This is a genomic window from Fictibacillus sp. S7, from assembly GCF_004127935.1.
Lineage (GTDB): Bacteria > Bacillota > Bacilli > Bacillales > Fictibacillaceae > Fictibacillus_C > Fictibacillus_C enclensis.
This window is the reverse complement of record NZ_QJKL01000001.1, coordinates 1579651-1602598: the sequence shown is the minus strand read 5'-3', so window position 1 is coordinate 1602598 and position 22948 is coordinate 1579651. Positions and strand designations below refer to the sequence as shown.

The following is a 22948-nucleotide window of genomic DNA, read 5'->3' as shown; positions in this document are numbered from 1 at the left end:
TTCATGTATTCCTTACTTTTGAACGTTAGCAGCTTGAGGTCCGCGAGCACCTTCAGTGATTTCAAACGTTACATCTTGACCTTCTTCAAGTGATTTGAAACCGTCGCCTTGAATAGCAGAAAAGTGTACGAATACATCGTCTTGGCCTTCAACTTCGATGAAGCCGAAACCTTTTTCTGCGTTGAACCATTTAACTTTACCTTGTAGCATAGATGTTCCTCCTGTGTGGATAAAACCCACGATTTATTACTATTCCTGCTCAAATATCATTCAAGACGCAAACCACTGCGAAGAAGTCATGTACCGAACAAAAATAACTGTTACTACTGTAACATTCTTTAACCGAATACGCAAGGGTGTTAAGTTTTTAATCATATTTTTATTTAAAAGTTTAAAAATAGGGAATAAGAGAGCTAAGAAGGAGGAGGATAGAATGAAGGCACAAGGATACTTAATCTTTGGATTGCTGTTTGCCTTATTGATTGCGGTTTTTGCTGTTGTTAATGGCAATGATGTAAGTTTTAATTATATTTTTGGGACAGTCAAATGGCCGTTGGTTCTCATCATTCTCGGTTCAGCAGCTGTTGGTGGATTGGCTGTGGGGTTTTTTGGCATTCTGAAAGTGGTTCAGCTGAGAAACCGGGTAAGGCGGCTTGAATCTCAGTTGAAAAAGCAAGAATCCCTGCAAAGGGAGACCATTGTTGATGATCATCCGAAGGAATTGATGAATGAAACGATCGATGAACCTCAGCGCAGGTACCGCGCTGCCGAGGAACCAAAAAGAAGCCGGTCTCAGATCTAATTCTGAGCCGGCTATTTTTGAGCATTCCTTTAACTCTATAGGAAAAATGGTTTTAAGGCAGCTTTACACCTCTGGAAGACACATAGAGTTCATACCACTCTTCCCGGGTCATGATTTCAGAGATACGGACGGCATCGGCTGAATCCTTGATTCGCTGAACATTGGTCGTACCGAGAACGGGCTGAATCTTTGCGGGATGGCGCATTAGCCAGCCAAGAACGATGGCTTCAAGCGTGGTTTCTTTTTCAGCCGCCATTTTGGCTACCAAATCCTTGGTTTGTGCTTCTGCTTCTGTTAATTCTATGGAACTGTTGCCGGAAAAAATGCCTTTAGCCAGCGGGGACCATGCTTGAACTTGAATATCCTTTTTCATGCAATGCTCCATCAGACCACTTGTGAAATGAACGGACAAACCAGCTTCCTGATTGACGTGAACCCCTTCATCGGCAAAATCCACTTTGTTTAAACTCATTTCAAGCTGGTTAACTATCAGCTTTTCATCCATAAAGGCTTCCAACAGTTCTATCTGAGACTGGTTCATATTGGATACGCCGAAATGGCGCACTTTACCTGAGGATTTCAACTTTTCAAAAGCTTCCGCCACTTCTTCAGGTTCCATTAGCGGATCCGGGCGGTGAAGCAGGAGAATATCTAAATAGTCGACAGTAAGCCTTTTCAAAATCTCGTCCACAGAAGTAAGGATATGTCTTCTTGAAAAGTCATACCGCCCTGGGCCAATATCATCCGCAAATCGAATTCCGCATTTGCTCTGGATTACCATTTGTTCACGCAGACTCGGATTTCCCTGGAGTACGCGCCCAAAGGCCTCTTCTGCTTTGCCCTTCGTATAAATATTTGCATGATCAAACATGGTGATACCGGTTGAGAGTGCCGCATCCACACCCTTTTCTGTTTTTAATACTTCATCATCCGAAAGGGGGCTTCGGTCCCAGCTTCCGCCAAACCCCATACAGCCCAGTGCCAGTCGGCTGGATGTAATTCCTCGCTTTTCCAAAGGCATTTTGCGCATTATGTAACCTCTTTTCACTTGGATAATAACTATCAAGAACATTGTAGTCAGGCTTGGCCAAAAACTGCAACTATTACGATTAGGCAGAACAAAAGCCTGCTGTTGGCTACAGCAGGCTTTTTTCTAATTATGCGTTATGCTAATCAGAATCTCCCCAGCATTCCACGTTTTTTTAACCAGGAATACTGTTTTCGGTAAACACTGGATCTTTTCCTTGCTTCTTTTGTTCTTTGTGGAAATGGTGTTAGCCTGTACGGAATTAAAGGCAAGACCGAATGTGATGGAAATAAGAATAGAGAAAATGATTCGAAACCTTACATATATAGCTGTTCTATACGAAAAAAACTACATCTCCCGATGCCGGAGATGCAGTCTGATTTAGCTGTAAGAGTGTCTCATATGGTCGGATACGATCTATCTGCTTGTGGATCAGGAGTTCCACCAGAGAGTACACAAGAGCAATCAGAAACGCGCCCCAAAGTGAAACATAAGCACCAGCCATAAACGAGCTGATCACATAAACCAGCAGATACGAAAGAACAAAATCTGCGATAAATGTTAACCAAAAGGATAAACGGGGCAAAAATATATATTCCATAAGTACAGCAAGCGGAGCCAAAATTATTGTGATGATCAGAAAGGGAAGCGGCTTGTTGAAGCTCACTCCTTCAAACCAAAAAGTGCACAGAAGAAGAATCAGCGGAATACTGATTATCTTGAGCAATAAACTTTGCATAATGACAATCCTCCTTTGTCCACCTTTATTTTTGACGTATAGTTTAAAATTATGCTGATACTACAGATTATTGTTTTGCTGGCTGATTTCTCCTTCGTCCAAATAAAGGTTTACCAGTTCCAGGTTTTTATGTTCGTTAACTGAATCCCCCGCTATATAATCTTCTGATCCAAGTGGATGATCGGCGGATCTTCCAGCAGCAATTGTCATTTCTTCTTCTTTGGGAGCATTGGAAAGCATTTTTTCAGTAACGGTCGGTTTCTTTTTCATAATGGCCTCCTTGCAGCAGCTGTTTCAGCTATTTTCATTTAGCGTACTCTGTATCATCAGTCTCTATTCCACTGAAAAAGGATTGGACAAAACTAACATAAAATAAAAAGATACGGGGTATAACTTAATTATCTTGAATGGAGGAGGTCATTGCCCGTGGAGTACTCTTTGTATAAGAAAGATGGAGCCTTTCCCTGCGATGTAACGATTGATGTGGATAATAACATTTATACTGTCCGGGACAGCGATACAACTGGCCAGATCTTCCAAAGTGCACCAGAAGTCGCCTCCTGGATTAAACAAAATTGGGCACCGGATCAGTTCGAGAAACCTGATGATTATTATGATTTAGTCAATACACTCGAGTCATCACTGCAGGAAGATGAACTGGGAATATAAAAAGGAAGCCAGACGATGGTCTGGCTTCCGCTTTTTATGGTGGAGCCTCATTCGGTTACAGAAATAAAATTAAAGGATTGAACGTTGAATAATCCTCCATCGGTCAGTTTCAGTTCAGGGATGACAGGAAGAGCTAAAAAAGAAAGGGTAAGAAATGGATTATAATCCTGTGAGAAGCCAATGCGGCGTAATGCTAAATTTAGCTGCTTCAGCTGTTTATAAACTTCGGTATGGCTTTGGTTACTCATTAAACCGGACAATGGAAGTGACAGGGAAGCAAGAATGTCTCCATGCTCGACCACAGCCAGCCCGCCTTTCATAGAATCCACGGCTTTTATCGCTGCAAGCAAGTCTTGATCGTTTGTCCCGGCTGCGACAATATTGTGAGAGTCATGAGCAACGGTGGATACAATCGCTCCTGAAGTGAGACCGAGCCCTTTTACAATTCCACGGCCTATGCGGCCAGTGGCATGATGGCGTTCTGCAACAATAAGCTTTAATTGGTCTTTATTCACATCCGGAATGAATACGCCGTTTGAGGAACTCACGTGTTCCTGCACATGCTTCGTTACAATACGGTTGGGGATGATTTGAATAATATTCGCTTTCTTCTTACCAGAGATGTGAATCGCCAAATCCTCGCTGCCAACTGGTTTCAACTGTACGCTGTTGGTGATGGTTAAGGGTGGGGATATGGCCTTTGGAGAAGGCTGAATCATTTTCCCTTCGGAAGCCACTTTTACTCCCTTCTTATAGACATCCTTAATCTGAAAACTGGTAAGATCGGTCAACAAAATAAAGTCGGCATCAAATCCCGGGGCAATTGCTCCTTTTTCCTTCAATCCAAAACATTCAGCGGCATTGAGAGTAGCCATTTGAATGGCAAGCAAAGGACTGAAGCCTTTTTCAACCGTGAGTCTGACATTATGGTCAATACTGCCATGGTCCATCAGATCATCAAGATGTTTATCATCAGTGACAAAAAGACATCGCCGGGCGTTTTTTTCTGTCACTGCATCAAGCAATGCTGTTAAATCTCTTGCTGCTGATCCTTCACGCAGCATGACATACAGCCCTCGGGACAGTCTGTCACGGACTTCCTGGGGAGTCACGCATTCATGGTCTGTACGAATGCATGCCGTTCCGTACACATTGATTCCATCGGCAGGAATCCCTGACGCGTGGCCATCGACGTGTTTATTATGTAGCAATGCATCTTCAATTTTCCTTGTCATTTCCTTTTCACCGGAAAAGACGGCAGGATAGTTCATAACCTCGCCAAGACCGATGACACGCTCATGCTTGTAATAGGGATAAAGATCTGAAGCGATTAATTCTGAACCTGCATGTTCAAATGGGGTGGCAGGTACACAGGAAGGTAGCCCGATAAACACATCAAGAACGATGTTTTCTGATGCTCTTAACATGTAATCGATCCCATCTTTTCCGCTCACATTTGCAATTTCATGGGGATCGGCCACAACGGTAGTCACCCCATGCGGGACAACGATATCGGAAAACTCCTCTGGCGGAACCATGGCTGATTCAATATGAACATGCCCATCAATCAGGCCTGGACAAAGATATGCACCCTCTGCATCTAGTTCTGTTTTGCCTTCATATGTTCCAATTCCAACAATTTTACCCTGGGTTACCGCTACATCCGCCTCAATGACTTCAAGATTAAATACATCGATAATTTTGCCATTTTTAATGACCAGGTCGGCAGGAACCCTTTTAGAAGAAGCGGCAATCAATTGTGAAAGAGGGTATTTTTTATTTTTCATGGTTTTGGCTCCTTCCGAACGGTATTGGACCGGGCAGCAATCCTTGCACCCGGCCCAGGATGAGAAATTAATGGCTTCCCCAGATAAAGTTGATAATAAATGCGAGACTGATCACATACATCATCCAGTGCATGTCTTTATGCTTCCCAACCGCAAGTTTTAAAACCGTATAGGAAATAAATCCGAAAGCAAGTCCTTGGGCAATGCTGAAAGTCAGCGGCATGAGGATAATGGTCAAAAAAGCAGGGATGACATCCGTAAAATCGTCAAAAGAAATAGATTTAATTTCGCTGAGCATCAAGGCACCAACCAAAATTAAAATGGGTGCAGTTGCTACGGATGGAACAAACGCGATAAGGGGAGTGAAAAGAAGACTCAGGAAAAACAGGATGCCTGTTGTTAAAGCTGTCAGTCCCGTGCGGCCGCCCTCTGAAATGCCTGTCGCATTTTCGACATAGGCGTTCATAACTGTACCACCCATGGCTGCGCTTGCCATGGTGCCGATTGCGTCGGCTTGCAGGGCTCGGTCCAGGTTTTCAATTTCCCCATTTTCATCAGCAAGTCCGGCTTTATTGGATAGGCCAATGAGGGTTGCCAGATTATCAAATAATTCAACGATGGTAAACGAAAATAGAATTGACAGGATGCCATATGCAAAAGCGCCTTTCAGGTCCATGGCAAGGAACGTTTCTGAGAGGCTTGGGAGGGACAGGGAAGCAATGTCTTTCACACTGTGCGGGTAGTCAATAAAGCCCGTAACCATGGCCGCTATGGAAGTCACAAGGATGCTGATCAATAACGCGCCTTTCCATTTCTTTGATAGTAAAAACGAGGCAAAAAGCAATCCGAACAGCGCAAGCAGCGGTCCGGCTTCTGTTAATTTGCCCAGGCTGACAAAGGTATCTTTGTTGGCAACAACAATCCCAGCATTTTTTAAACCAATAAAGGCGATAAATAAGCCGATTCCGACAGAAATGGAAGATTTCAGGAGCGGAGGGACACCGTCAACAATCCGTTGGCGGACACCGGTGATTGTCAAAATAAAGAACACCAGCCCTGAGATAAACACCGCTCCGAGAGCAGTTTGCCAGCTTAAACCGGCGCCAAGCACCACTGTATACGTAAAAAAAGCGTTCAATCCCATACCAGGTGCCACGGCAACAGGGAAGTTGGCCCAAAGTGCCATTAACAGTGTACAGAACACACTGCCATAAATCGTTGCTGCCAAAGCAGCTTCCTTCGGGATACCTGCGTCCGCAAGAATGGAAGGATTGACGAAGATAATGTAGCTCATTGTGAGGAAGGTGGTGATGCCTGCAAGAATCTCCGTCCTGATAGTTGTTTTTCGTTCTTCCAGCTTAAAAAAGCGGTTCAAAGAAAATTCTCTTCCGGCTCTTTCTTTTCCTGCTCCTGACATAAAAATACACCCCTTTTCTTTTAGTAGAATCCATTAACCCTAAAATAATTAACCGGCTTGAAGGGGAGGAATTCCTGTGATGAAGAAAGCTCTTTCAATGCAGTGGGGGTGAGACAGGTTAATTTGTACATCCTATGTAAAAAAAACAGGAATATTCTCCTGTTCTTTAAGTGCAGCAGAGGTCCTACTGAAGCGGTTCAATAAAAACGTTCATGATTCCTCCGCAAATTCCGCCGTCTTCATAAAGAAGACCGCTTGTCAGATCGACGTTATGTGTAACCGGTTTTCCTGTTTTAATCACTTCAAGTGCTTTTTTGATGACCTCACCTTCACCGCAGCCTCCACCAATGGTTCCGATGAGGGCTCCTGTTGACGTGATGATCATTTTTGACCCCGTTTTACGTGGAGTCGATCCTTTGGTAGAGACAATAGTGGCGAGCGCGGCCCGTTTCTTGATTTGCAAAAACGTGTGAATCACGTTGATCATTTCGTGTTCCCGCAACGTGTTGTCCCCTTTCTGAACCCCTTTTTGGCCAACTCACGGATATGGGAACTGAGCGGTTCTCCGCTCTTTTTGTTTCTCACGGCAAGGATTTCAGCGAAAATGCTGACTGCAATCTCTGCTGGTGTCTCTGCTCCGATATCCAATCCAACAGGGGTGTGGATGTGGGTAAATGTTTCTTCGGGAAAATCATTGCGGAGTTGTTCAAAAACACCTGCAATTCTGCGTCTGCTTCCGATCATACCGATATAAGCTGGGCGATCCTTTCTGGACAATAACTGTTGCAGGATCAGCACATCGAACTGATGCCCTCGCGTTAACAGCAGAATGTAAGTGGAATTTTGCAGGGGAACATTTTGAAAGTAGGAATGAAAAGATTGGCAGCACAGTTCGTCTGCACAAGAAAAGCGTTCCTTATTCACAAAGGAAGGGCGGTCATCAACCACAGTCACCGAGAAGCCCAGCATGTTTCCCATTTGTGCGACCGGTTCCCCGACATGGCCCGCTCCTGCAATGATAAGATGCGGAGAAGGAGGGAAGGCTTCATGAAAGATGGTGTACCGTTTATTTTGCCATTGAAAATCAAGGGAAGACGTGTTCTGCTTTGAAAAAGAAGGGGCGCAAAATGCAGCGGTGGCACGTATCAAATCATCGGACACCCCTTTTTCTCCATAAGCGGTTTCTGATAAAAGAAGGATCCGTTTGCCGATCAGTTCAGGACTTGCTTCTGTGAATGTCACAAGCGAAACCGTTGTCCGGTTTAAGATGGCTTCTGAAAGTTTATGGTACAGGACTTCTTTTTTCATTGGCGCACATCCCGGGATTTCAGCGCCTGATAAATTCGTTCGGGTGTGGCTGGAAGATGCATGATTCGTACACCTGCTGCGTCATAAATCGCATTCATGATGGCGGCGATAATGGGGATCATCACAACCTCTCCAATACCCTTTGCCCCAAAAGGCCCGGTCTCTTCCGTGCTTTCAACCGGGAAGGTTTCGATAACGGGAGTCTCCCTGATGGTGGGTATGATGTAGTTTGTAAAATTAGCCGTTTGGTGATAACCGCCTTCCATTAATACATCCTCATACAGCGTGTAGCCGATCCCCATGACAGCACCGCCTTCCGCCTGCCCCTCAAGACCCTGAGGATTCAGCACTTTTCCGGCATCGGGTATGGAAACGACACGAAGAACTTCTGTTTCACCGGTAAGTGTATCGACTTCAACTAAAGCAAGATGAGTTAAATATCCGTATAAATGATGAGGAGCGCCTCCTGATCCGGGAAGTTCTTCTTTTTCTTTTGGAAGCATGAAATGGCCCTCTACCTTTGTTGAAAGCCGGTTTTCTTGTAGGTAGGCATAGAGATCTTTATAGGTTGAAGCTTGTTCCCCATTCTCTGTTATTGCGTAATATTCATTTTCACCAATCAGTATATTTTCCGGCTCCACCTTATGCAGGGCAGAAGCTGCTTCAGTCAGGAGACGGAACATATGGGGAACAGCAGCTGCGATCGCTTTGCCTCCTGTATATGTGGAACGGGAGGCGGTAACAGTTCCGCTGTCGAGCGTTTTTGCTGTATCACCCTGGATGACTGTTATTTTTTCAATATCACAGTTTAAAAGCTCTGCTGCCACCTGGGCATATACTGTGCTGTTGCCTCCTCCAATATCCTCACAACCGACCCCAATCTTAAACGTCCCATCCGGCATCAGTTCAATGGTGGCTGCCCCATAGTCTGGCAGACCGATTCCCATGCCGACCGCATGAAAAGAGGTGGCTACTCCGATTCCCCGTTTTTTCCACGGTTCGCTGCTGTTTTTTTTATGAGTTTCCCTGTTTTTCCAAAGCTCGCAGTTTTCAGCGGTCTCCAGTGTTTTTAATGTACCTACGCTGGTTTTTAATTCGTGCCCGATGCTTGAGCGGTCTCCTTTTTCATAAGCGTTTTTCTTTCGAAGCTCAATGGGGTCCATGCCGAGTTTTTCGGCGATCATATCCATGTGGGTTTCTATGGCTGCACACACCTGATTAACGCCGAAGCCTCTGAATGCTCCGGAGATTCCGTTATTGGTATAGACGCAAAATCCTTCCAGGTCAACATTCGGAATCTTGTAGGGGCCGCAGCAATGTTCGATCGCCAGCGCGATGACCGCACCTCCAAGCGAGGCGTAGGCTCCCGTATCGGCAACTGCGCGCACCTGATTGGCAAGCAGGGTGCCATCCTTTTTTGCTGCTGTTTTCATTTGTACCTTGAACGGATGCCGTTTGATGCCGGCAATCACGGATTCTTCACGGGATAAATGTATTTTAACCGGTCGGCCGCCGGTATGAAGGGCAAGAAGGGCCAGGTAAATTTGAACCGTGATTTCATCCTTACCTCCGAATGCTCCTCCTATCGGATGCGAAATCACCCGGATTCTCGCGGGATTCATCGCGAGCGCGCGGGCAATTTGCAGGCGATCTCTGTACGCATACTGCCCGGGGCAGCGAATGGTCAGCATTCCGTCCGGCTCCACGACTCCCCATCCGCCTTCTGTTTCAATAAAGGCATGCATCTGGCGTGGAGAATAAAAGGTGTTCTCCAAAATCACATCCGCTTCTTCAAAGGCCGCGTCCGTGTTGCCGTTTTTAATGATGACATGACTATGAATATTACCGTTTTCGTGCAGGGAGGGAGCATCGGAAGACATGGCAAATTCCGCATCAGTCACTGGGTTAAGCCGTTCATAATTCACTTCAATGAGCGAGAGAGCATGTTCGGCGATTTCCTTTGTTTCTGCCGCAACCAAAGCAACCGCATCTCCCGTACAGCGAACCACATCACGGGCGAGAACAGGCTGATCCGGCACAACAATGCCAAATCCGTTAAAGCCCGGAATGTCTTTATGGGTTAAGACACAGACAACACCCGGTAATGATTCCGCCTTTGACGTATCGATGGATTCGATTCTTGCATAAGGATACTTGGAACGAAGGACTTTCCCCCAGACCATCTGTTCAAAATGGTAATCTGTCATATATTTTAGCGTGCCTGTTACTTTTTCTGGTGCATCCATCCGGGGGACTCGTTTGCCAATATATTTAAAGTGGTTTTCTTTCATTGTCTGCCCACCTTTTCATTAAACGGTACAATCCTCTTTCTAAAAGGGCACTCGCCATATCTCTGCGATAGGACGCCGAGGCACGGATATCGGAGATCGGCATGACTTCCTTCCACGCGACGCTGCTTATATTCGATATCATGTCATTTGATAGTTCTCCGAGAGAGAGCATAGCTTCACACTTTTTCGCTCTCAGGACGGTAGGACCCACGGAACCGAAAGCGATTCGGCCGCCTAAACACTCCTTTGTTCCTTCCTTCATGGACAGGCTGATCGCCACATTCACGATGGAGATGGATTGGGCTTTGCGCGGACCGAGTTTTTGAAAAATACCGATGTCATGTTTACCACGGATTTTAAAGGAGATTTTCGTGATGATTTCATTAGGGAAGGCCACTGTTTTACCTGGCCCGATAAAAAAATCTTCTGCGCTGACTTGCCGTTTTCCGGTTATTGAGGTCAGCTCAATGCTGGCTCCTAACGCAAAAAGAGCGGGTATTGTATCGCCAGCAGGGGAAGCGGTGCCAATATTTCCGCCGATTGTGCCCATATTTTGCATCTGGGCTGCCCCGACTTCCCGGCTGGCTTGTACGAGGACATCGGCATGGTCCTGCAACAGGGGAGACGAGATGATTTCTGAATGGGTGGCCAACGGCCCGATATGGATTTCATCTTTTTCGATAGCGATAAATTTTAATTCATCGATGTTGTTCAAATTCAGCCAGCAGTCATGCTGCCATTTTCCTTCCTTCATGCGAACAACCGCATCGGTTCCCCCGGCCAGCAGCCTAAAGCTGGCTTTATCATTTTCAAGAAGGTAAAGGCATTCCAGGAGAGAGTGGGGTGAAAGCATATCTATCTCTGAAACATACATTACAGATCCTCCCTATAAGCAGCTTCATAATCGTCCGGCGTGTTCAAGTTTAAAAGAATGCGAGGGTCAACGGTTTTCAGCAGTTTAACCCTTTTATGGTGCTTTTTAATGATGCTCCGCAATCCTTCCGTCTCTTCTGTAATCAGTAGCAGCTCGGAATAAAGAAGGCTTGGCAGAAGAATCGGATGCCCCCGTTTCCCGTTATGGACAGGGATGATAATAGATTCTGGATCGGATTTATGAAGCTTGTCCATTTGGCAGAGAACCTCAGACAAAAGAGGCTGATCAACCGCAGCAATAAGGACACCGGTCGAATTCTTATCCATGCCATGCCATCCGATTCTGATGGATGAGCATTTTCCAGAAGAATAGTCGTTATTCTTTACTATTTTCACAGAGCTGCCATTCAATTCCCTGCTTAATTCAGCGGCTCCAAAGCCGAGTACGGCCACCACATCCTTAATCCCTGCGTTTTGAATGGTTTTAACCTGATAAGCGATAAGAGATAGCCCCTGCCATCGAAGAAGAGCTTTGTTTTGGTTCATACGGGAAGACCTGCCTGCTGCAAGCAGAATACAGGATAGGCTGGAAGCGGTCATGCTCTAAAGTTCCCTGAACGTCAGTTGTTTTTCAGCTGCTGTTTGAACGGCCTTCAGTATTTTTGTATAGCCTGTACAACGGCAAAGGTTGCCGCCTAGTGCCTGCTTGATTTCGTCCAGGCCGGGCAGGTGGCCGATGCTGTTCAAATAAGATCTTGCAGATACAATCAGACCTGGCGTACAGTAGCCGCATTGGGTAGCCCCCTCATCCATAAACGCTTGCTGGACGGGATCCATATTTTCCGGTGTGCCAATGCCTTCCACTGTAATGATGTTTTCCCCATGAACCTGTCCGGCGAGCACGAGGCAGGAACAAACTGGCAGGCCGTTTAGCGACACGGTACAAGAACCGCATTCTCCCTTGCCGCAGCATTCCTTACTGCCGGTTAAACCCGCATCTTCCCGGAGAACCTCCAGAAGTGTTTTCGAAGGACTGCATGTAACCGAAATCTCTGTTCCATTTACGAAAAAATCAATGGTCTTCATTGTCCGACCTCCCAATATAATTTTAGGACAAATCAACATGCTCTTTTGGGCTAGCACTAAATGAAGTTTGTACAAATATAGTAGGTTTTTTCAAAAACATTCCTATTTTCATAGCTTTTAAGGGAGGTGATGTTGAGAAATTCACAAGAATAACAAACATCTGGGAGGGAAGCAGAATGGCTCAATTGAAAACGTGGAAAGTAGGAGTACTTGGGCTGCAGCATGTTCTTGCCATGTATGCCGGAGCAGTCATTGTACCGCTCATCGTTGGACCGGCCATTGGGATGAATGCCCAGCAGCTGGCCTATCTGATCTCTATTGACCTGTTTACCTGCGGAATTGCCACCCTGCTGCAGGTTATTGGCGGTAGGCATTTTGGTATCAGGTTACCGGTCATTCTCGGCTGTACATTCACAGCTGTGGCGCCCATGATTGCAATTGGAAAACTTGAAGGAATTACGGCGATTTATGGCGCGATTATCGCCTCGGGACTGGTCGTCATGGTGCTTTCACAGTTTGTCGGCAAAATCCTTAAATTTTTTCCGCCGGTTGTAACAGGTTCAGTTGTACTCATTATCGGGGTGTCGCTGATCCCGGTTGCCATGAACAATGCGGCAGGGGGACTTGGATCGAAAGGATTTGGCAGTCTGGAAAATTTGGCACTTGCAAGCTTTACATTCTTGCTGATCATTTTAATTAACCGGTTTTCCAGAGGCTATGTCCGGGCGATCTCTGTATTGTTATCTCTGATCGCGGGAACCGTTCTTGCTTCCTTTATGGGGATTGTGGATGTCACCCCTGTTAAAGATGCGTCCTGGTTTCATATGGTACAGCCGTTTTATTTCGGAATGCCTGAATTTCACGTTTCGGCCATACTCACCATGTCTATTGTCGCCATTGTGAGCATGATTGAGTCTACCGGTGTATTTCTCGCGTTAGGGGACATTTGTGACCGGAAGCTTGAATCCCGGGACATTAAGAAAGGCCTGAGGGCAGAAGGATTTGCTATTGTGATTGGCGGAATTTTTAATTCCTTTCCCTATACGTCCTTCTCACAGAACGTTGGGCTTGTGGCATTGACAAAAGTAAAAACAAGAAATGTGGTCATTGCCGCTGGCGGCTTTTTAATACTTCTGGGCCTGCTTCCCAAGATTGCGGCTCTCACCACCATTATTCCAACGGCAGTCCTTGGCGGGGCGATGGTACCGATGTTTGGAATGGTCATTGCTTCAGGTGTGAAAATGCTGTCACAAGCCGATTTTTCAAGCAATGAAAATCTTCTGATTGTCGCTTGTTCGGTAGGAATCGGGTTAGGGACTGCCGTCGTTCCCATGGTGTTCAGCGAGCTTCCGGACGGTGTAAGGCTCCTTGTGGAAAATGGGATCGTCATTGGAAGTTTAACGGCGATTTTGCTGAATCTAGTATTTAATTTCAAGTCTATGAATATACATGAGCAGGAAAGGATGAAGCAGCTGAAAGCCGATGGGGACGCAATATAACAGCTTATGGTTCGGGGGCGGCGATCTGGCCCCCTGCCAGTACCGTTCCTTATCACTGTTTTGTTCTAAAAAAGTCTAAAGGAGAGTCGGAAATGGATCTGATTTTAAAAAATGCAATGATCCCACAAGGAGACCGGACGGTAATCACCAACATTCTCGTTCAAGAGGGCAGGATTACCGGCTTTTGCAATGATATTCAAACCTTAAATGCGGACAAGGTACTGGACATGGAGGGCAAACTGGTGGTTCCAGGCTGTATTGATCCGCATACTCATTTTATGGATCCAGGGTTCACCCACCGGGAAACGTTTGCGACAGGTTCACGGTCAGCGGCAGCGGGAGGATTAACGACCATTATTGATATGCCATGTTGTTCCAAGCCTTCTGTACGAGATGGGGAGAGCTTTCAGAAAAAAATCGCTCCAATCCGGGGACAGGCGTATATTGATTATTGCTTCTGGGGCGGCATGACGGGAGAGGATGCCCGCAATGGCTGGATCGATAACATCTATCCACAAATCGATGAAGGTGTTGTAGCGTTCAAGGTATACATGACGCCATCCGTGCCAACCTTTCCGAAAGTGTCCGACGGCGAAATGCTGGAGATTTTTCAAAAAGTCGCAAAAACAGGAATGCCAATCGGGGTTCATGCGGAGAACTATGATATTTGTACCTTCTATACAGAAAAGCTGAAGAATGAAGGAAGGGAAGATGGCCCGGCCTGGGCAGAAGCACGGATGGCGCTTGCGGAAAAAGTAGCCATTGAACTTATTATCAGCTATGCAGAAGCCACGGATGCGCGTGTTCATGTCGTTCATATGAGCACCAAAGAAGGCGTTAAACTGGTACGTGAAGCGAAAAAACGCGGTGTTAAGGTGACATCGGAAACGTGTCCTCATTACTTGATGCTGAATGCACAGGACTCCATGACCGAAAGAGGAACCTTTGCCAAAATCGCTCCTCCTCTGAGAGGCAAGGAAGATAACCAGGCTCACTGGCAGGCATTGGCGGATGGAACTATTGACTTTGTAGGCACAGATCATGCGCCATATGAAATCGCAACTGAAAAGGCCGCAGCCGATTCTTCCATATGGAACAGCTTCCCTGGCATTCCGGGTGTGGAGACCATGGTTCCGATCCTGGTCAGCGAGGGACTGAACAAAGGACGGCTGTCGCTATCCCGTTTTGTTGAAGTAACAAGCAAGAATGCCGCGGTTCATTATGGCATCTATCCGAAAAAAGGAGCCATGGAAATCGGCAGTGATGCCGATTTTACGGTTATTGATCTTGATCATGAGTGGGTCATTGATGAAAAACAGACAGAGTCGATGGCCAAATACAATCCATTGCACGGAATCAAGCTCAAAGGGCGCCCGGTGCAGACGATCTTAAGAGGAACCGTTGTCTATGACTATGAAAAAGGCGGAATTACAGGTACAGCCGGATACGGAGAATACGTGAAACGACAGAGCATCCAGCGCCTTGAGCGAATGCTGAAGTATGAAAACTATGAAACGGCAAATCAGCCATCAGCCGCACGGCAGCAGCTGGAAAAAAGCAAATAAGAAAGGAGATGCCTATGGAATTGAGGGGAAAGAAGCATGTGGTTGTGGTCATTGACATGCTGAATGACTTTATTGGGGAAAAAGCGGCACTTCGCTGTGAAAATGGAGAGAAAATCGTTCCAGCCATTAAAGAGCTCGTGGACTTTTGCCATGAAGAGAATATACAGGTTGTGTTCGTCCAGGAAGCTCACCGGCAAAATGACCGTGATTTCCGGGTCCGTCCTGTTCATGCGATAAAAGGAACATGGGGCTCGCAGTTCATTCCCGAACTTCAGCCGGATGAAAGCAAGGGAGATTATGTGGTTCAAAAAAGAAGACACAGTGCATTCAGCTATACCGATTTTGATTTGTTCTGCCGGGAAGAGGAAATAGATACCGTCGTGCTGACAGGGGTATGGACCAATGTGTGCGTGAGAAGCACCGGTTCTGACGCGCTTTATCATGGCTACAACGTGATTTGCCTGTCGGATTCCACAGCCTCCAAGGATGATTCAATGCATGAATCCGGACTTCGGGACATTGATTTATTCGGAGACATCATGACAACGAAAGAGTACATGGAAGCGGCAAGAAAAAAGTTCTCGAATAACAACCAGGTCGTATAATCTGCCATGGGCCAAAACAAACGGATCATTGTCGGTGTAACAGGAGCGAGCGGTGCTCTGTATGGCTACTCGCTCGTCCGGGCCCTGCATCAGCTGGGAATCGAAACGCACCTGATCGTTACCCAGATGGGAGAAAAGGTGCTGCAGTTTGAATGCGGGATCAGCATGGAAGCACTGAAGCCGTATGCTGAGATCCACAGCAATAAAAATTTATTTGCTTCCATTGCCAGTGGATCTTTTTTAACGGATGGAATGGTGGTTGTCCCTTGCTCGATGAACACGCTCGGTTCACTCGCTAATGGTGTCGGTGACACATTGCTCAGCCGTGCTGCGAGCGTCGTGCTGAAGGAGAGACGGCAGCTGATCGTTGTCCCAAGGGAAGCTCCTTTTCATCTCATCCATCTTCAGAACATGACGAGGCTTGCGGAGGCAGGAGCCTGCATTATGCCCGCTTCACCAGGTTTTTATCATAAGCCGAAGGAGATTTGGGAGCTGGTGAACTTTATGTCCGGGAGAATTCTGGACATGTTGGGAATTGACCATGCGCTTCTGGAGCGATGGGGGGAGAAAGAATGAATCCAGCCACACTTCGTTCACTGCTGGACCAGTGGGAATCCGAACAAAAGCTTCTTCGTGTAAAAAGAGAGGTGGATCCGCTTTATGAACTGGGAGCCGTCCTTAAATCAAAACAGGGAAAGCAGCCGTTTTATTTTGAAAACGTAAAAGGCTATCACTCTCCCATGGTCGGAGGCCTCGGAGGAGACCGCCAGCTTGTAGCGGATAGTATCGGTGTTCCTGTCAACCAGCTTATTCCAAAAATCATCCAGTCGATTGTATCTCCCATCCCAACCCACTTGGTGGCCTCCGGACCAGTGCATGACAATGTCATTCTCGGCTCGTTCGATTTGGATACTCTTTTCCCCATCCCTACGTTTCATGAAGAAGATTCAGGTTCTTATTATGTTTCAGGAATTCTTGTGGTCAAGGACCCTTCAGGCCTAAGACGCTACACGTCCATCAGAAGGATGCAGTTTCTCGGAGAGAACAAGACCAGTGTTCTTATTACTTCCCCCGAATTGCTTCATCAATTTTATGATTATGAAAAGCGGAATGAACCGATGGAAGTTGCCGTTATGTTTGGTGTTGTTCCGGCCGTGGTTCTCAGCTCACAAATCAGCACGCACCTGTACCATACCGACAAGCTGGATGTAGCGGGAGCATTGATCGGCCAGGCGCTGGATGTGGTTCAGTGCCGGACGGTCGATCTGGAAGTTCTTGCTGAAGCCGAGATTGTGCTGGAAGGAAAGGTGCTGCCTAATGCAAGGGAGTTAGAAGGGCCGTTCGGTGAACTGGCCGGATATTATGGAACCCGCGCATTGCAGCCTGTAATTGAGTTTTCTGCGGTTACGTACCGTGATCAGGCCATTTGCCAGACGATTTTCCCATCAAGTTATGAAGAACGGCTGCCCATGGCGCTCGTACGTGAAGCCACGCTGTTGAGCACGGTCAGACAGACCGTGCCCAATGTAAAAAAAGTTCATATCACCATGGGTGGTGTGGCCAGGTTCCACGCGGTGATTCAAATTGAAAAGGTAACAGAAGGGGACGGGAAACAAGCTGCTCTTGCAGCTTTTGCCAGTGATAAGGATCTGAAGCATGTAATTGTCGTGGATGAAGATGTGGACATCTTTAACCCGGAAGATGTGGAGTGGGCGCTGGCGGTAAGGGTGCAGGCCGACCAGGATATTTTCATTGTTCCGGGTGCAAAGGGCTCGCCTCTTGAAGCCTCTCACAACCTTAGAGGGGTCACGGCGAAGATGGGTGTGGATGCAACTGTTCCTTTGGACAAAAAAGAGGTGTTTAAGCGGACCTCTGTTCCGTTTGGTCCGATTGATTTAAAAGATTATTTGTAAACAAGGAGGAACGCAGGATTGAATGCGATCGGCATGATTGAAACACGGGGGCTGACGGCTGCTGTTGAAGCGTTGGATGCGATGGCTAAAGCGGCAAATGTTCAGTTGACCTCATTTAAAAAGGTAGGTTCAGGATTGGTTACAGTCATTATAGAGGGAGATGTGGCTGCCGTTTCGTCCGCCATTGAAGTGGGCAGGCAGGCTCACATTCAAACAGGGGGAGAGCTCATCTCATCGAATGTAATTCCACGGCCACATTCCGAACTGGCAAAGATTCTGTAGGGGAGGTGGGAGCTCGTGTCAGAATTTATGCGTGCGATTGTTCAAGAAGTGCTTCGCCCGGCTGAACGGCCGCCAAAAAAGGAAAAAGAGCCTCCTGCAGTTCATCAGAAGCTGCACCGGCCAAACTATCAGAATGCCATGCGGGAAAAACGGTTGAACGAGTTGAAGGGAAATAATGAGAAAATCACATCTCCAGATGATGAGCTCGTTTCCCGGTTGAATATCCTGACACTTGCCCAGGGAGCTGAGAGAGGAATAACTGTACCTGCAAATCATCGGACCGAAAACACCGCCGCCGGACAACCGTGCGGCCGGCTGATCGGATCAGCCCCATCGGGTCTGGCCGCCTGGCTCTATACCAATCTTCCGCATGAAAGGCTGGAATGGTTTCATCGCCCAATTCCCGCCCAGGGAGTTGCCGTTTTCTCCGCTCCTGTATCATCTCCCGGACAGCTTGTCATTCTTCAGGAGGAATTAAGCCGTACGGAGGATATGAAATATTTCATTCAATGGGACAAAAACGGGAAGACAGCCTTTCTTTTGGAACTCTTTCATAACGATTGCAGGTTACTTGAAACTACCGCAGAAAACATGTGGCAATCTCTAAACCGTCAAACGAAAAAAAAGAATAAACTTTTTTACTTGGAGCAGCCGGGATCATGGCTGTTGAACCAGCTGGAACTCACGGGAATAAGAGGGGCTGTTGCCATTATGGAAGGTCTTGGCCGGTATGAATCCTATTCTCTTCTTTTGCCGGTGCTGCAAGAGCTCGCATCAACCAATATCAGATACAGGATTGAGGAGAAATATCTGGTTCTTTATGGTGCTCATGAACAGCTTGCCAGCTATTTGCCCGGTTTTTTCGGAGAAATCCAACAGTAAGGAGTGAGAAATGTGCATGCATTGGGCATGATTGAAACCGTCGGATATTGTGCCGCTGTATCCGCAGCAGATGCCGCTGTAAAAGCCGCTGATGTGAAGATTGCCGCGATCGAAAAAGTAATTGGCGTTCAGGGGGCATTAGGTGTCACCCTTCACCTCAGCGGAGATGTAGCCGCCGTGGCCTCAGCGGTTGATGCAGGGAAAAAGGAGGCCGAACGGGTGGGGAAGGTCATCTCAGCCCACGTTATTCCAAGCACTCACAGCAATGTGGCAGAAAAACTCCTGTCCCGGTTTAAGCTGAATGCAGATAAAGAAACGGAGAGGGGTTAAATGTCTGAAGGTAATGAACAAAAAGCATCAACGGTGCCAATCCAAGAAAACAGGAGGAATAATAGAATGGGCGAAGCGTTAGGCTTGATTGAAACAAAAGGCCTGGTCGGTGCAATTGAAGCCGCAGATGCCATGGTGAAAGCTGCCAATGTGGAAATCTGCGGGTACGAAAAGGTAGGATTCGGTCTGGTGACCGTCATGGTAAGAGGGGACGTTGGTGCGGTAAAGGCGGCTACAGAGGCGGGGGCAAGTGCTGCGAGCCGTGTGGGAGAATTGGTATCTGTACATGTCATTCCTCGCCCCCACAGTGAAATTGAAAGAGCGCTGCTGTCTAAAGGAGAATAAGAGTGTATGGCGCCAGGCAGAGTACGGTCGTAAAAAATACCCTGCTTGAACTGCTTTTTTCGGAGAATAAGGAAGTTCCGCGTGTCCTTTCACTCTTAACCTATCACTTCACAGGGATGGAGCAAGGTTGGACACTGCTCAGGGAAGCGGGGAAAAAGAGAATCCGGATGGAAATCGTTGCAGAAGGAACGCTGCTGCAGCATATTACGATTGCCAGTCTGGCCGCAGAGTGCCGTCACGACGCCCTGTATCCGGAATCCTTTTTAACAGGGGATGTTCTTCGGAGAACCGACTATGTCCTCATACCGGTTCTATCATTTTCTTTAGTTTCCGACCTTTTGCGGTTTAATGACCAAAGAACCTTGGTACGCTTTATTTTGCAGGCATTGCTTAACGGTAAAAAAGTAGTTGCACTGTCGTGCGGTGCAAATCCTTTTCATCCGGTGTTTGCCAATAAAAATTTGAACCTCGGAACAGATCACTTAAACGATAAGCTTTACAGCCAAATGACTCAGCTTAAAAAGATGGGCATCAAAGTAGAGGGCTCAGATAACAGCGTGCTGTCCTGGCTGGAAGAAAAGAAAAAAAACGCCTTGATTACAGAAGCGGATGTGCTGCAGGCTTTAAAAAAGGGCCGGAAATTCATTACTGCAGAGAAGCATGAAATCATTACACCGTTGGCAAGGGATGCGGCAAAACAACACAAAATTTCGATTGCCAGAAAGTAAGGGGAAGCGAATATGTATATGGGCGTGGTGATTGGAAGAGTAACAGCTACACGAAAGGATGATAAATTGATAGGCACAAAACTGCTGATTACACAGCCGATCGGCATGGGTGAATCCCAAAGCGGCATGCCGATCATTGCTGTAGATACGGTAGGTGCGGGTGTAGGAGAGAAGGTTCTTTATGTTACGGGAAGCATGGCGTCCCGGGCGGCGGCCAATAAGGATGCACCCATTGATGCAGCCATTGTGGGCATCATTGACAGTCTCGATTGGGAAAGGCAGGGAGGTTAGGAATATGGACACAAAAGGTATTAAAGAAGCCATTCAATGGAGGAAACTCATTGATGTGCTGCTTGATGCCAACCAGTATGCAGACACCATTTTAAAGGGCGGCCAGTTTATTAATGTCATCACACGTGAAATTTATCCAGCCGATGTGGCCATAAAAGGAGAATATATTTTATTGGTCGGGGATTGCACAGACCTGGAAGGACCTTCAACCAAAGTGGAAGATGTGGAAGGTAAGTATATCTGCCCTGGTTTTATTGATTCTCATATGCATTTTGAAAGCGCAATGCTTACAGTTACTGAATTTTCCAGGCTGTCTATCCCCACCGGAACGACCACGATTGTTGCTGATCCACATGAAATTGGTAATGTGCTCGGAGTGCATGGCATACAGGAAATGATTAAAGAGGCAAGGAGACTGCCCAACACGGTCTATTTTACCGTTCCCTGTTTAACGCCGGATGCTCCCGGACTGGAGACAGCAGGAAGGGACATTGGATCAGGGGACATGGCAGAACTGCTAAATGATCCTCTCGTACAGGGGATTGGTGAGATTCAGGGTTTCAGCAATGTCAGACCGGTCTACCAGCATGCTCCTGAACTCATTGATGATCTTATAGCGTCTGTTTCCTACGCAAAAAGCATCAACAAGACGGTGGAGGGAAATGCACCAGCTTTGTTCGGAAAAGAGCTCGCGGCCCATATTATTAGCGGAGGAACCCACATTTCCTGCCATGAGACGACGACCAAAGAAGAAATGATGGAAAAGCTGCGCAACGGTGTCAGTGTGTTCATGAGAGAAGGATCATCCCAGCGGAATATGGCAGAATGCATCCGGGCAATCACGGAAGAAGGAATGGATTCCCGGCGTGCGATCCTCGTTTCAGATGATGTGGTACCGGAAGACCTTATGGAGATGGGCCATATGAATGACATTGTCAAAAGAACCATTGCACAGGGAATCGATCCGGTCGAGGCGATCCAGATGGTGACCATCAATGCCGCTGCCCATTTTGGGTTTAAAGAAAGTGGTGTGCTTACTCCAGGAAAAAAGGCCGATATTGCTGTCATAAATGATCTGATGAACATGACGATTGATTCAGTCTATCTTAAAGGGAAAAAAGCTGCACAGCAAAAGGAACTAATCATCGATCTTCCTGCTTACAAATACCCTGAAATTGTCAAATGCTCTGTCAAACGCAAATCGGTAAAAATAGATGATTTGGCCATTGAAGCTTCTGGATCCAGGGCACATGTCCGGGCCATTAAGGTGATCCCGGATCAAAATCTAACTGGTTCGGCACAATTCCAGTTATCGGTTCGTGATGGAAAGATCCAGCCTTGCCTCCAGCAGGATGTATTGCCCCTATTGGTTCTCGAACGGCACGGCCGATCAGGTCGTATCGGAAAAACCTTTCTTCACGGGTTTCAGTTGAAACGAGGCGCGATTGCCGAAAGCGTAGCGCATGACACGCACAATATCATCGTTTGCGGCACCAATTACGAAGATATGGTAACAGCGGTGAACAGGGTAATTGCGATGAATGGCGGAATTGCACTGATTCATGACGGACGAGTCGTCGGCGATTTGCCACTGAACATCGGAGGATTGATGACCGACGAGATGACAGGGCAGGAAGTCAGTACCCGAATTGCTGAACTTCACCGGCTGGCAGAGGAGGAATTAGGGTGCGCAATCCATGTTCCTTTTATGCATCTCTCTTTCTTGTCGCTGGTAACCAGCCCGGAATGGAAAATAACTGATATGGGATTGATCGACGTGGATTCCTTTACGGTTATTCCTACTGTATTGAAGGAGGAAGGCTGATGGGGGTGAAACTTGTTGATTTGTCGCAGGAGATTTACCAGGGCATGCCCGTCTTTCCTCTTCATCAAAAAACAATGATTTTTCCCAATCTTTCTCATGAGGAAAGCATTAAAAAGATCGGTTTCCCCTTTGCCACAAACAACCTTCTCATCAATGAGCACGGACCGACACACAGCGACGCCACTTACGAGTATGATCCCGGCGGGAAGTATATTGACGAAATGCCGCTTGACTATTTTTACGGTCCAGCCGTTTGTCTTGATCTCTCCCACATTCAGCCGGAAGACTATATCACACCAGTTGAACTGGAAAATGCTCTGGACCGTTCGGGACAGCTCCTCCAAAAGGGAGATATATGCCTTCTGTATACAGGGCATTATAACCGTGCCTATGGAACAGAGGAATGGCTGAACAGGTATTCCGGCCTGGATTATGAAGGTGCCCGATGGCTTGCTGAAAAAGGGGTGGTAAACATCGGAATTGATGCGCCTGCTATTGACAATCCGCTGGATTTGGACTACTCGGGACACCTGATCTGCAAGGAATACGGCATCACCAATACGGAAAACCTCTGTAATCTTGATCAGGTCGCAAATATGCGGTTCCTCTATTTTGGCCTCCCACTAAGAATCCGGAATGGAACGGGGTCGCCAGTGCGGGCTGTAGCTGTTTTTATTGAATAGG

The 22948-nt window shown here is 46.9% G+C and carries 27 protein-coding genes; 15 read left to right on the top strand and 12 right to left on the bottom strand.

Annotation, left to right across the window (positions count from 1 at the left end):
• Nucleotides 1-12: 12 nt before the first annotated feature.
• A complete protein-coding gene (gene cspD / locus DMO16_RS08190) occupies nucleotides 13-210 on the bottom strand; it encodes a cold-shock protein CspD (protein WP_053354963.1) in 198 nt (65 codons plus the stop codon).
• Nucleotides 211-433: 223 nt separating this feature from the next.
• On the opposite strand from cspD, the gene DMO16_RS24185 reads away from it, so the two are divergent.
• Nucleotides 434-802, top strand: a complete 369-nt coding sequence (locus tag DMO16_RS24185; RefSeq protein ID WP_164988883.1) for a LapA family protein — start codon at nucleotides 434-436, stop codon at nucleotides 800-802.
• 52 nt (nucleotides 803-854) lie between these two features.
• Here DMO16_RS24185 and DMO16_RS08180 read toward each other — a convergent pair whose 3' ends face one another.
• The 3 genes from DMO16_RS08180 to DMO16_RS08170 all read right to left on the bottom strand — a co-directional run bounded on the left by DMO16_RS08180 (nucleotide 855) and on the right by DMO16_RS08170 (nucleotide 2838).
• Nucleotides 855-1832, bottom strand: a complete 978-nt coding sequence (locus DMO16_RS08180; RefSeq protein ID WP_129476610.1) for an aldo/keto reductase — start codon at nucleotides 1830-1832, stop codon at nucleotides 855-857.
• Nucleotides 1833-2163: 331 nt separating this feature from the next.
• Nucleotides 2164-2568, bottom strand: a complete 405-nt coding sequence (locus DMO16_RS08175; RefSeq protein ID WP_129476608.1) for a DUF2512 family protein — start codon at nucleotides 2566-2568, stop codon at nucleotides 2164-2166.
• A 60-nt stretch (nucleotides 2569-2628) separates the two neighbouring features.
• Nucleotides 2629-2838, bottom strand: a complete 210-nt coding sequence (locus DMO16_RS08170; RefSeq protein WP_129476605.1) for a hypothetical protein — start codon at nucleotides 2836-2838, stop codon at nucleotides 2629-2631.
• A 156-nt stretch (nucleotides 2839-2994) separates the two neighbouring features.
• Here DMO16_RS08170 and DMO16_RS08165 point away from each other — a divergent pair, with 156 nt between their 5' ends.
• Entirely contained in the window at nucleotides 2995-3237 is a 243-nt protein-coding gene (locus DMO16_RS08165; RefSeq protein ID WP_061968580.1) for a hypothetical protein, read from the top strand.
• A 47-nt stretch (nucleotides 3238-3284) separates the two neighbouring features.
• Here DMO16_RS08165 and ade (DMO16_RS08160) read toward each other — a convergent pair whose 3' ends face one another.
• The 8 genes from ade (DMO16_RS08160) to DMO16_RS08125 form a co-directional block, all read right to left on the bottom strand.
• Complete coding sequence (gene ade, locus DMO16_RS08160) at nucleotides 3285-5024, bottom strand: adenine deaminase (RefSeq protein ID WP_129476602.1); 1740 nt, start codon at nucleotides 5022-5024, stop codon at nucleotides 3285-3287.
• Nucleotides 5025-5091: 67 nt separating this feature from the next.
• On the bottom strand, nucleotides 5092-6441 hold the full coding sequence (locus tag DMO16_RS08155) for an NCS2 family permease (RefSeq protein WP_129476599.1): 1350 nt from the start codon (nucleotides 6439-6441) through the stop codon (nucleotides 5092-5094).
• 184 nt (nucleotides 6442-6625) lie between these two features.
• Nucleotides 6626-6943 (bottom strand): XdhC family protein, encoded by a 318-nt coding sequence (locus tag DMO16_RS08150; protein WP_241840493.1) that lies wholly within the window; start codon nucleotides 6941-6943, stop codon nucleotides 6626-6628.
• Complete coding sequence (locus tag DMO16_RS08145; protein WP_061968588.1) at nucleotides 6925-7749, bottom strand: XdhC family protein; 825 nt, start codon at nucleotides 7747-7749, stop codon at nucleotides 6925-6927. The genes DMO16_RS08150 and DMO16_RS08145 overlap by 19 nt, the downstream gene beginning before the upstream one ends.
• Entirely contained in the window at nucleotides 7746-10040 is a 2295-nt protein-coding gene (locus tag DMO16_RS08140) for a xanthine dehydrogenase family protein molybdopterin-binding subunit (RefSeq protein WP_129476596.1), read from the bottom strand. The genes DMO16_RS08145 and DMO16_RS08140 overlap by 4 nt, the downstream gene beginning before the upstream one ends.
• Nucleotides 10021-10914, bottom strand: a complete 894-nt coding sequence (locus DMO16_RS08135) for an FAD binding domain-containing protein (protein WP_061968593.1) — start codon at nucleotides 10912-10914, stop codon at nucleotides 10021-10023. Before DMO16_RS08135 ends, DMO16_RS08140 begins: the two co-directional genes overlap by 20 nt.
• A complete protein-coding gene (locus tag DMO16_RS08130) occupies nucleotides 10914-11513 on the bottom strand; it encodes a nucleotidyltransferase family protein (protein WP_129476593.1) in 600 nt (199 codons plus the stop codon). The genes DMO16_RS08135 and DMO16_RS08130 overlap by 1 nt, the downstream gene beginning before the upstream one ends.
• A 3-nt stretch (nucleotides 11514-11516) precedes the next feature.
• Nucleotides 11517-11999, bottom strand: coding sequence for a (2Fe-2S)-binding protein (locus DMO16_RS08125; protein ID WP_061968599.1), 483 nt, complete (start codon nucleotides 11997-11999; stop codon nucleotides 11517-11519).
• A gap of 176 nt (nucleotides 12000-12175) precedes the next feature.
• Between DMO16_RS08125 and DMO16_RS08120 the strand changes: the two genes are divergently transcribed.
• The 13 genes from DMO16_RS08120 (at nucleotide 12176) to DMO16_RS08060 (ending at nucleotide 22947) form a co-directional block, all read left to right on the top strand.
• A complete protein-coding gene (locus DMO16_RS08120) occupies nucleotides 12176-13498 on the top strand; it encodes a nucleobase:cation symporter-2 family protein (protein WP_129476590.1) in 1323 nt (440 codons plus the stop codon).
• 92 nt (nucleotides 13499-13590) lie between these two features.
• On the top strand, nucleotides 13591-15063 hold the full coding sequence (gene allB / locus DMO16_RS08115) for an allantoinase AllB (protein ID WP_129476587.1): 1473 nt from the start codon (nucleotides 13591-13593) through the stop codon (nucleotides 15061-15063).
• 14 nt (nucleotides 15064-15077) lie between these two features.
• Entirely contained in the window at nucleotides 15078-15668 is a 591-nt protein-coding gene (locus DMO16_RS08110) for a cysteine hydrolase family protein (protein WP_061968606.1), read from the top strand.
• 6 nt (nucleotides 15669-15674) lie between these two features.
• Nucleotides 15675-16244 (top strand): UbiX family flavin prenyltransferase, encoded by a 570-nt coding sequence (locus tag DMO16_RS08105; RefSeq protein WP_129476585.1) that lies wholly within the window; start codon nucleotides 15675-15677, stop codon nucleotides 16242-16244.
• On the top strand, nucleotides 16241-17581 hold the full coding sequence (locus DMO16_RS08100; protein WP_129476582.1) for a UbiD family decarboxylase: 1341 nt from the start codon (nucleotides 16241-16243) through the stop codon (nucleotides 17579-17581). Before DMO16_RS08105 ends, DMO16_RS08100 begins: the two co-directional genes overlap by 4 nt.
• An 18-nt stretch (nucleotides 17582-17599) precedes the next feature.
• The gene (locus DMO16_RS08095) at nucleotides 17600-17863 is read left to right on the top strand and encodes a BMC domain-containing protein (RefSeq protein ID WP_276203838.1); all 264 of its coding nucleotides are present in this window, start codon (nucleotides 17600-17602) and stop codon (nucleotides 17861-17863) included.
• Between the two features lie 15 nt (nucleotides 17864-17878).
• On the top strand, nucleotides 17879-18745 hold the full coding sequence (locus DMO16_RS08090; RefSeq protein ID WP_129476579.1) for a hypothetical protein: 867 nt from the start codon (nucleotides 17879-17881) through the stop codon (nucleotides 18743-18745).
• Between the two features lie 12 nt (nucleotides 18746-18757).
• On the top strand, nucleotides 18758-19075 hold the full coding sequence (locus DMO16_RS08085) for a BMC domain-containing protein (protein ID WP_129476577.1): 318 nt from the start codon (nucleotides 18758-18760) through the stop codon (nucleotides 19073-19075).
• A gap of 66 nt (nucleotides 19076-19141) precedes the next feature.
• Entirely contained in the window at nucleotides 19142-19420 is a 279-nt protein-coding gene (locus DMO16_RS08080) for a BMC domain-containing protein (RefSeq protein WP_061968615.1), read from the top strand.
• Nucleotides 19421-19422: 2 nt separating this feature from the next.
• Entirely contained in the window at nucleotides 19423-20148 is a 726-nt protein-coding gene (locus DMO16_RS08075; RefSeq protein WP_061968617.1) for a hypothetical protein, read from the top strand.
• 12 nt (nucleotides 20149-20160) lie between these two features.
• On the top strand, nucleotides 20161-20439 hold the full coding sequence (locus DMO16_RS08070) for a EutN/CcmL family microcompartment protein (protein WP_061968619.1): 279 nt from the start codon (nucleotides 20161-20163) through the stop codon (nucleotides 20437-20439).
• Nucleotides 20440-20443: 4 nt separating this feature from the next.
• The gene (gene ade, locus DMO16_RS08065) at nucleotides 20444-22264 is read left to right on the top strand and encodes an adenine deaminase (protein ID WP_129476574.1); all 1821 of its coding nucleotides are present in this window, start codon (nucleotides 20444-20446) and stop codon (nucleotides 22262-22264) included.
• Nucleotides 22264-22947 carry a cyclase family protein gene (locus DMO16_RS08060; RefSeq protein WP_061968624.1) on the top strand — a complete coding sequence of 228 codons (684 nt, stop codon included), beginning with the start codon at nucleotides 22264-22266 and terminating at the stop codon, nucleotides 22945-22947. The genes ade (DMO16_RS08065) and DMO16_RS08060 overlap by 1 nt, the downstream gene beginning before the upstream one ends.
• Nucleotide 22948: the final 1 nt, after the last annotated feature.

Bases quoted from the DNA above. Each gene is read 5' to 3' on its own strand.
- cspD (WP_053354963.1), bottom strand. From the start codon at position 210: ATGCTACAAGGTAAAGTTAAATGGTTCAACGCAGAAAAAGGTTTCGGC.
- DMO16_RS24185 (WP_164988883.1), top strand. From the start codon at position 434: ATGAAGGCACAAGGATACTTAATCTTTGGATTGCTGTTTGCCTTATTG.
- DMO16_RS08180 (WP_129476610.1), bottom strand. From the start codon at position 1,832: ATGCGCAAAATGCCTTTGGAAAAGCGAGGAATTACATCCAGCCGACTG.
- DMO16_RS08175 (WP_129476608.1), bottom strand. From the start codon at position 2,568: ATGCAAAGTTTATTGCTCAAGATAATCAGTATTCCGCTGATTCTTCTT.
- DMO16_RS08170 (WP_129476605.1), bottom strand. From the start codon at position 2,838: ATGAAAAAGAAACCGACCGTTACTGAAAAAATGCTTTCCAATGCTCCC.
- ade (WP_129476602.1), bottom strand. From the start codon at position 5,024: ATGAAAAATAAAAAATACCCTCTTTCACAATTGATTGCCGCTTCTTCT.
- DMO16_RS08155 (WP_129476599.1), bottom strand. From the start codon at position 6,441: ATGTCAGGAGCAGGAAAAGAAAGAGCCGGAAGAGAATTTTCTTTGAAC.
- DMO16_RS08145 (WP_061968588.1), bottom strand. From the start codon at position 7,749: ATGAAAAAAGAAGTCCTGTACCATAAACTTTCAGAAGCCATCTTAAAC.
- DMO16_RS08140 (WP_129476596.1), bottom strand. From the start codon at position 10,040: ATGAAAGAAAACCACTTTAAATATATTGGCAAACGAGTCCCCCGGATG.
- DMO16_RS08135 (WP_061968593.1), bottom strand. From the start codon at position 10,914: ATGTATGTTTCAGAGATAGATATGCTTTCACCCCACTCTCTCCTGGAA.
- DMO16_RS08130 (WP_129476593.1), bottom strand. From the start codon at position 11,513: ATGACCGCTTCCAGCCTATCCTGTATTCTGCTTGCAGCAGGCAGGTCT.
- DMO16_RS08125 (WP_061968599.1), bottom strand. From the start codon at position 11,999: ATGAAGACCATTGATTTTTTCGTAAATGGAACAGAGATTTCGGTTACA.
- DMO16_RS08120 (WP_129476590.1), top strand. From the start codon at position 12,176: ATGGCTCAATTGAAAACGTGGAAAGTAGGAGTACTTGGGCTGCAGCAT.
- allB (WP_129476587.1), top strand. From the start codon at position 13,591: ATGGATCTGATTTTAAAAAATGCAATGATCCCACAAGGAGACCGGACG.
- DMO16_RS08110 (WP_061968606.1), top strand. From the start codon at position 15,078: ATGGAATTGAGGGGAAAGAAGCATGTGGTTGTGGTCATTGACATGCTG.
- DMO16_RS08105 (WP_129476585.1), top strand. From the start codon at position 15,675: ATGGGCCAAAACAAACGGATCATTGTCGGTGTAACAGGAGCGAGCGGT.
- DMO16_RS08100 (WP_129476582.1), top strand. From the start codon at position 16,241: ATGAATCCAGCCACACTTCGTTCACTGCTGGACCAGTGGGAATCCGAA.
- DMO16_RS08080 (WP_061968615.1), top strand. From the start codon at position 19,142: ATGGGCGAAGCGTTAGGCTTGATTGAAACAAAAGGCCTGGTCGGTGCA.
- DMO16_RS08070 (WP_061968619.1), top strand. From the start codon at position 20,161: ATGTATATGGGCGTGGTGATTGGAAGAGTAACAGCTACACGAAAGGAT.
- ade (WP_129476574.1), top strand. From the start codon at position 20,444: ATGGACACAAAAGGTATTAAAGAAGCCATTCAATGGAGGAAACTCATT.
- DMO16_RS08060 (WP_061968624.1), top strand. From the start codon at position 22,264: ATGGGGGTGAAACTTGTTGATTTGTCGCAGGAGATTTACCAGGGCATG.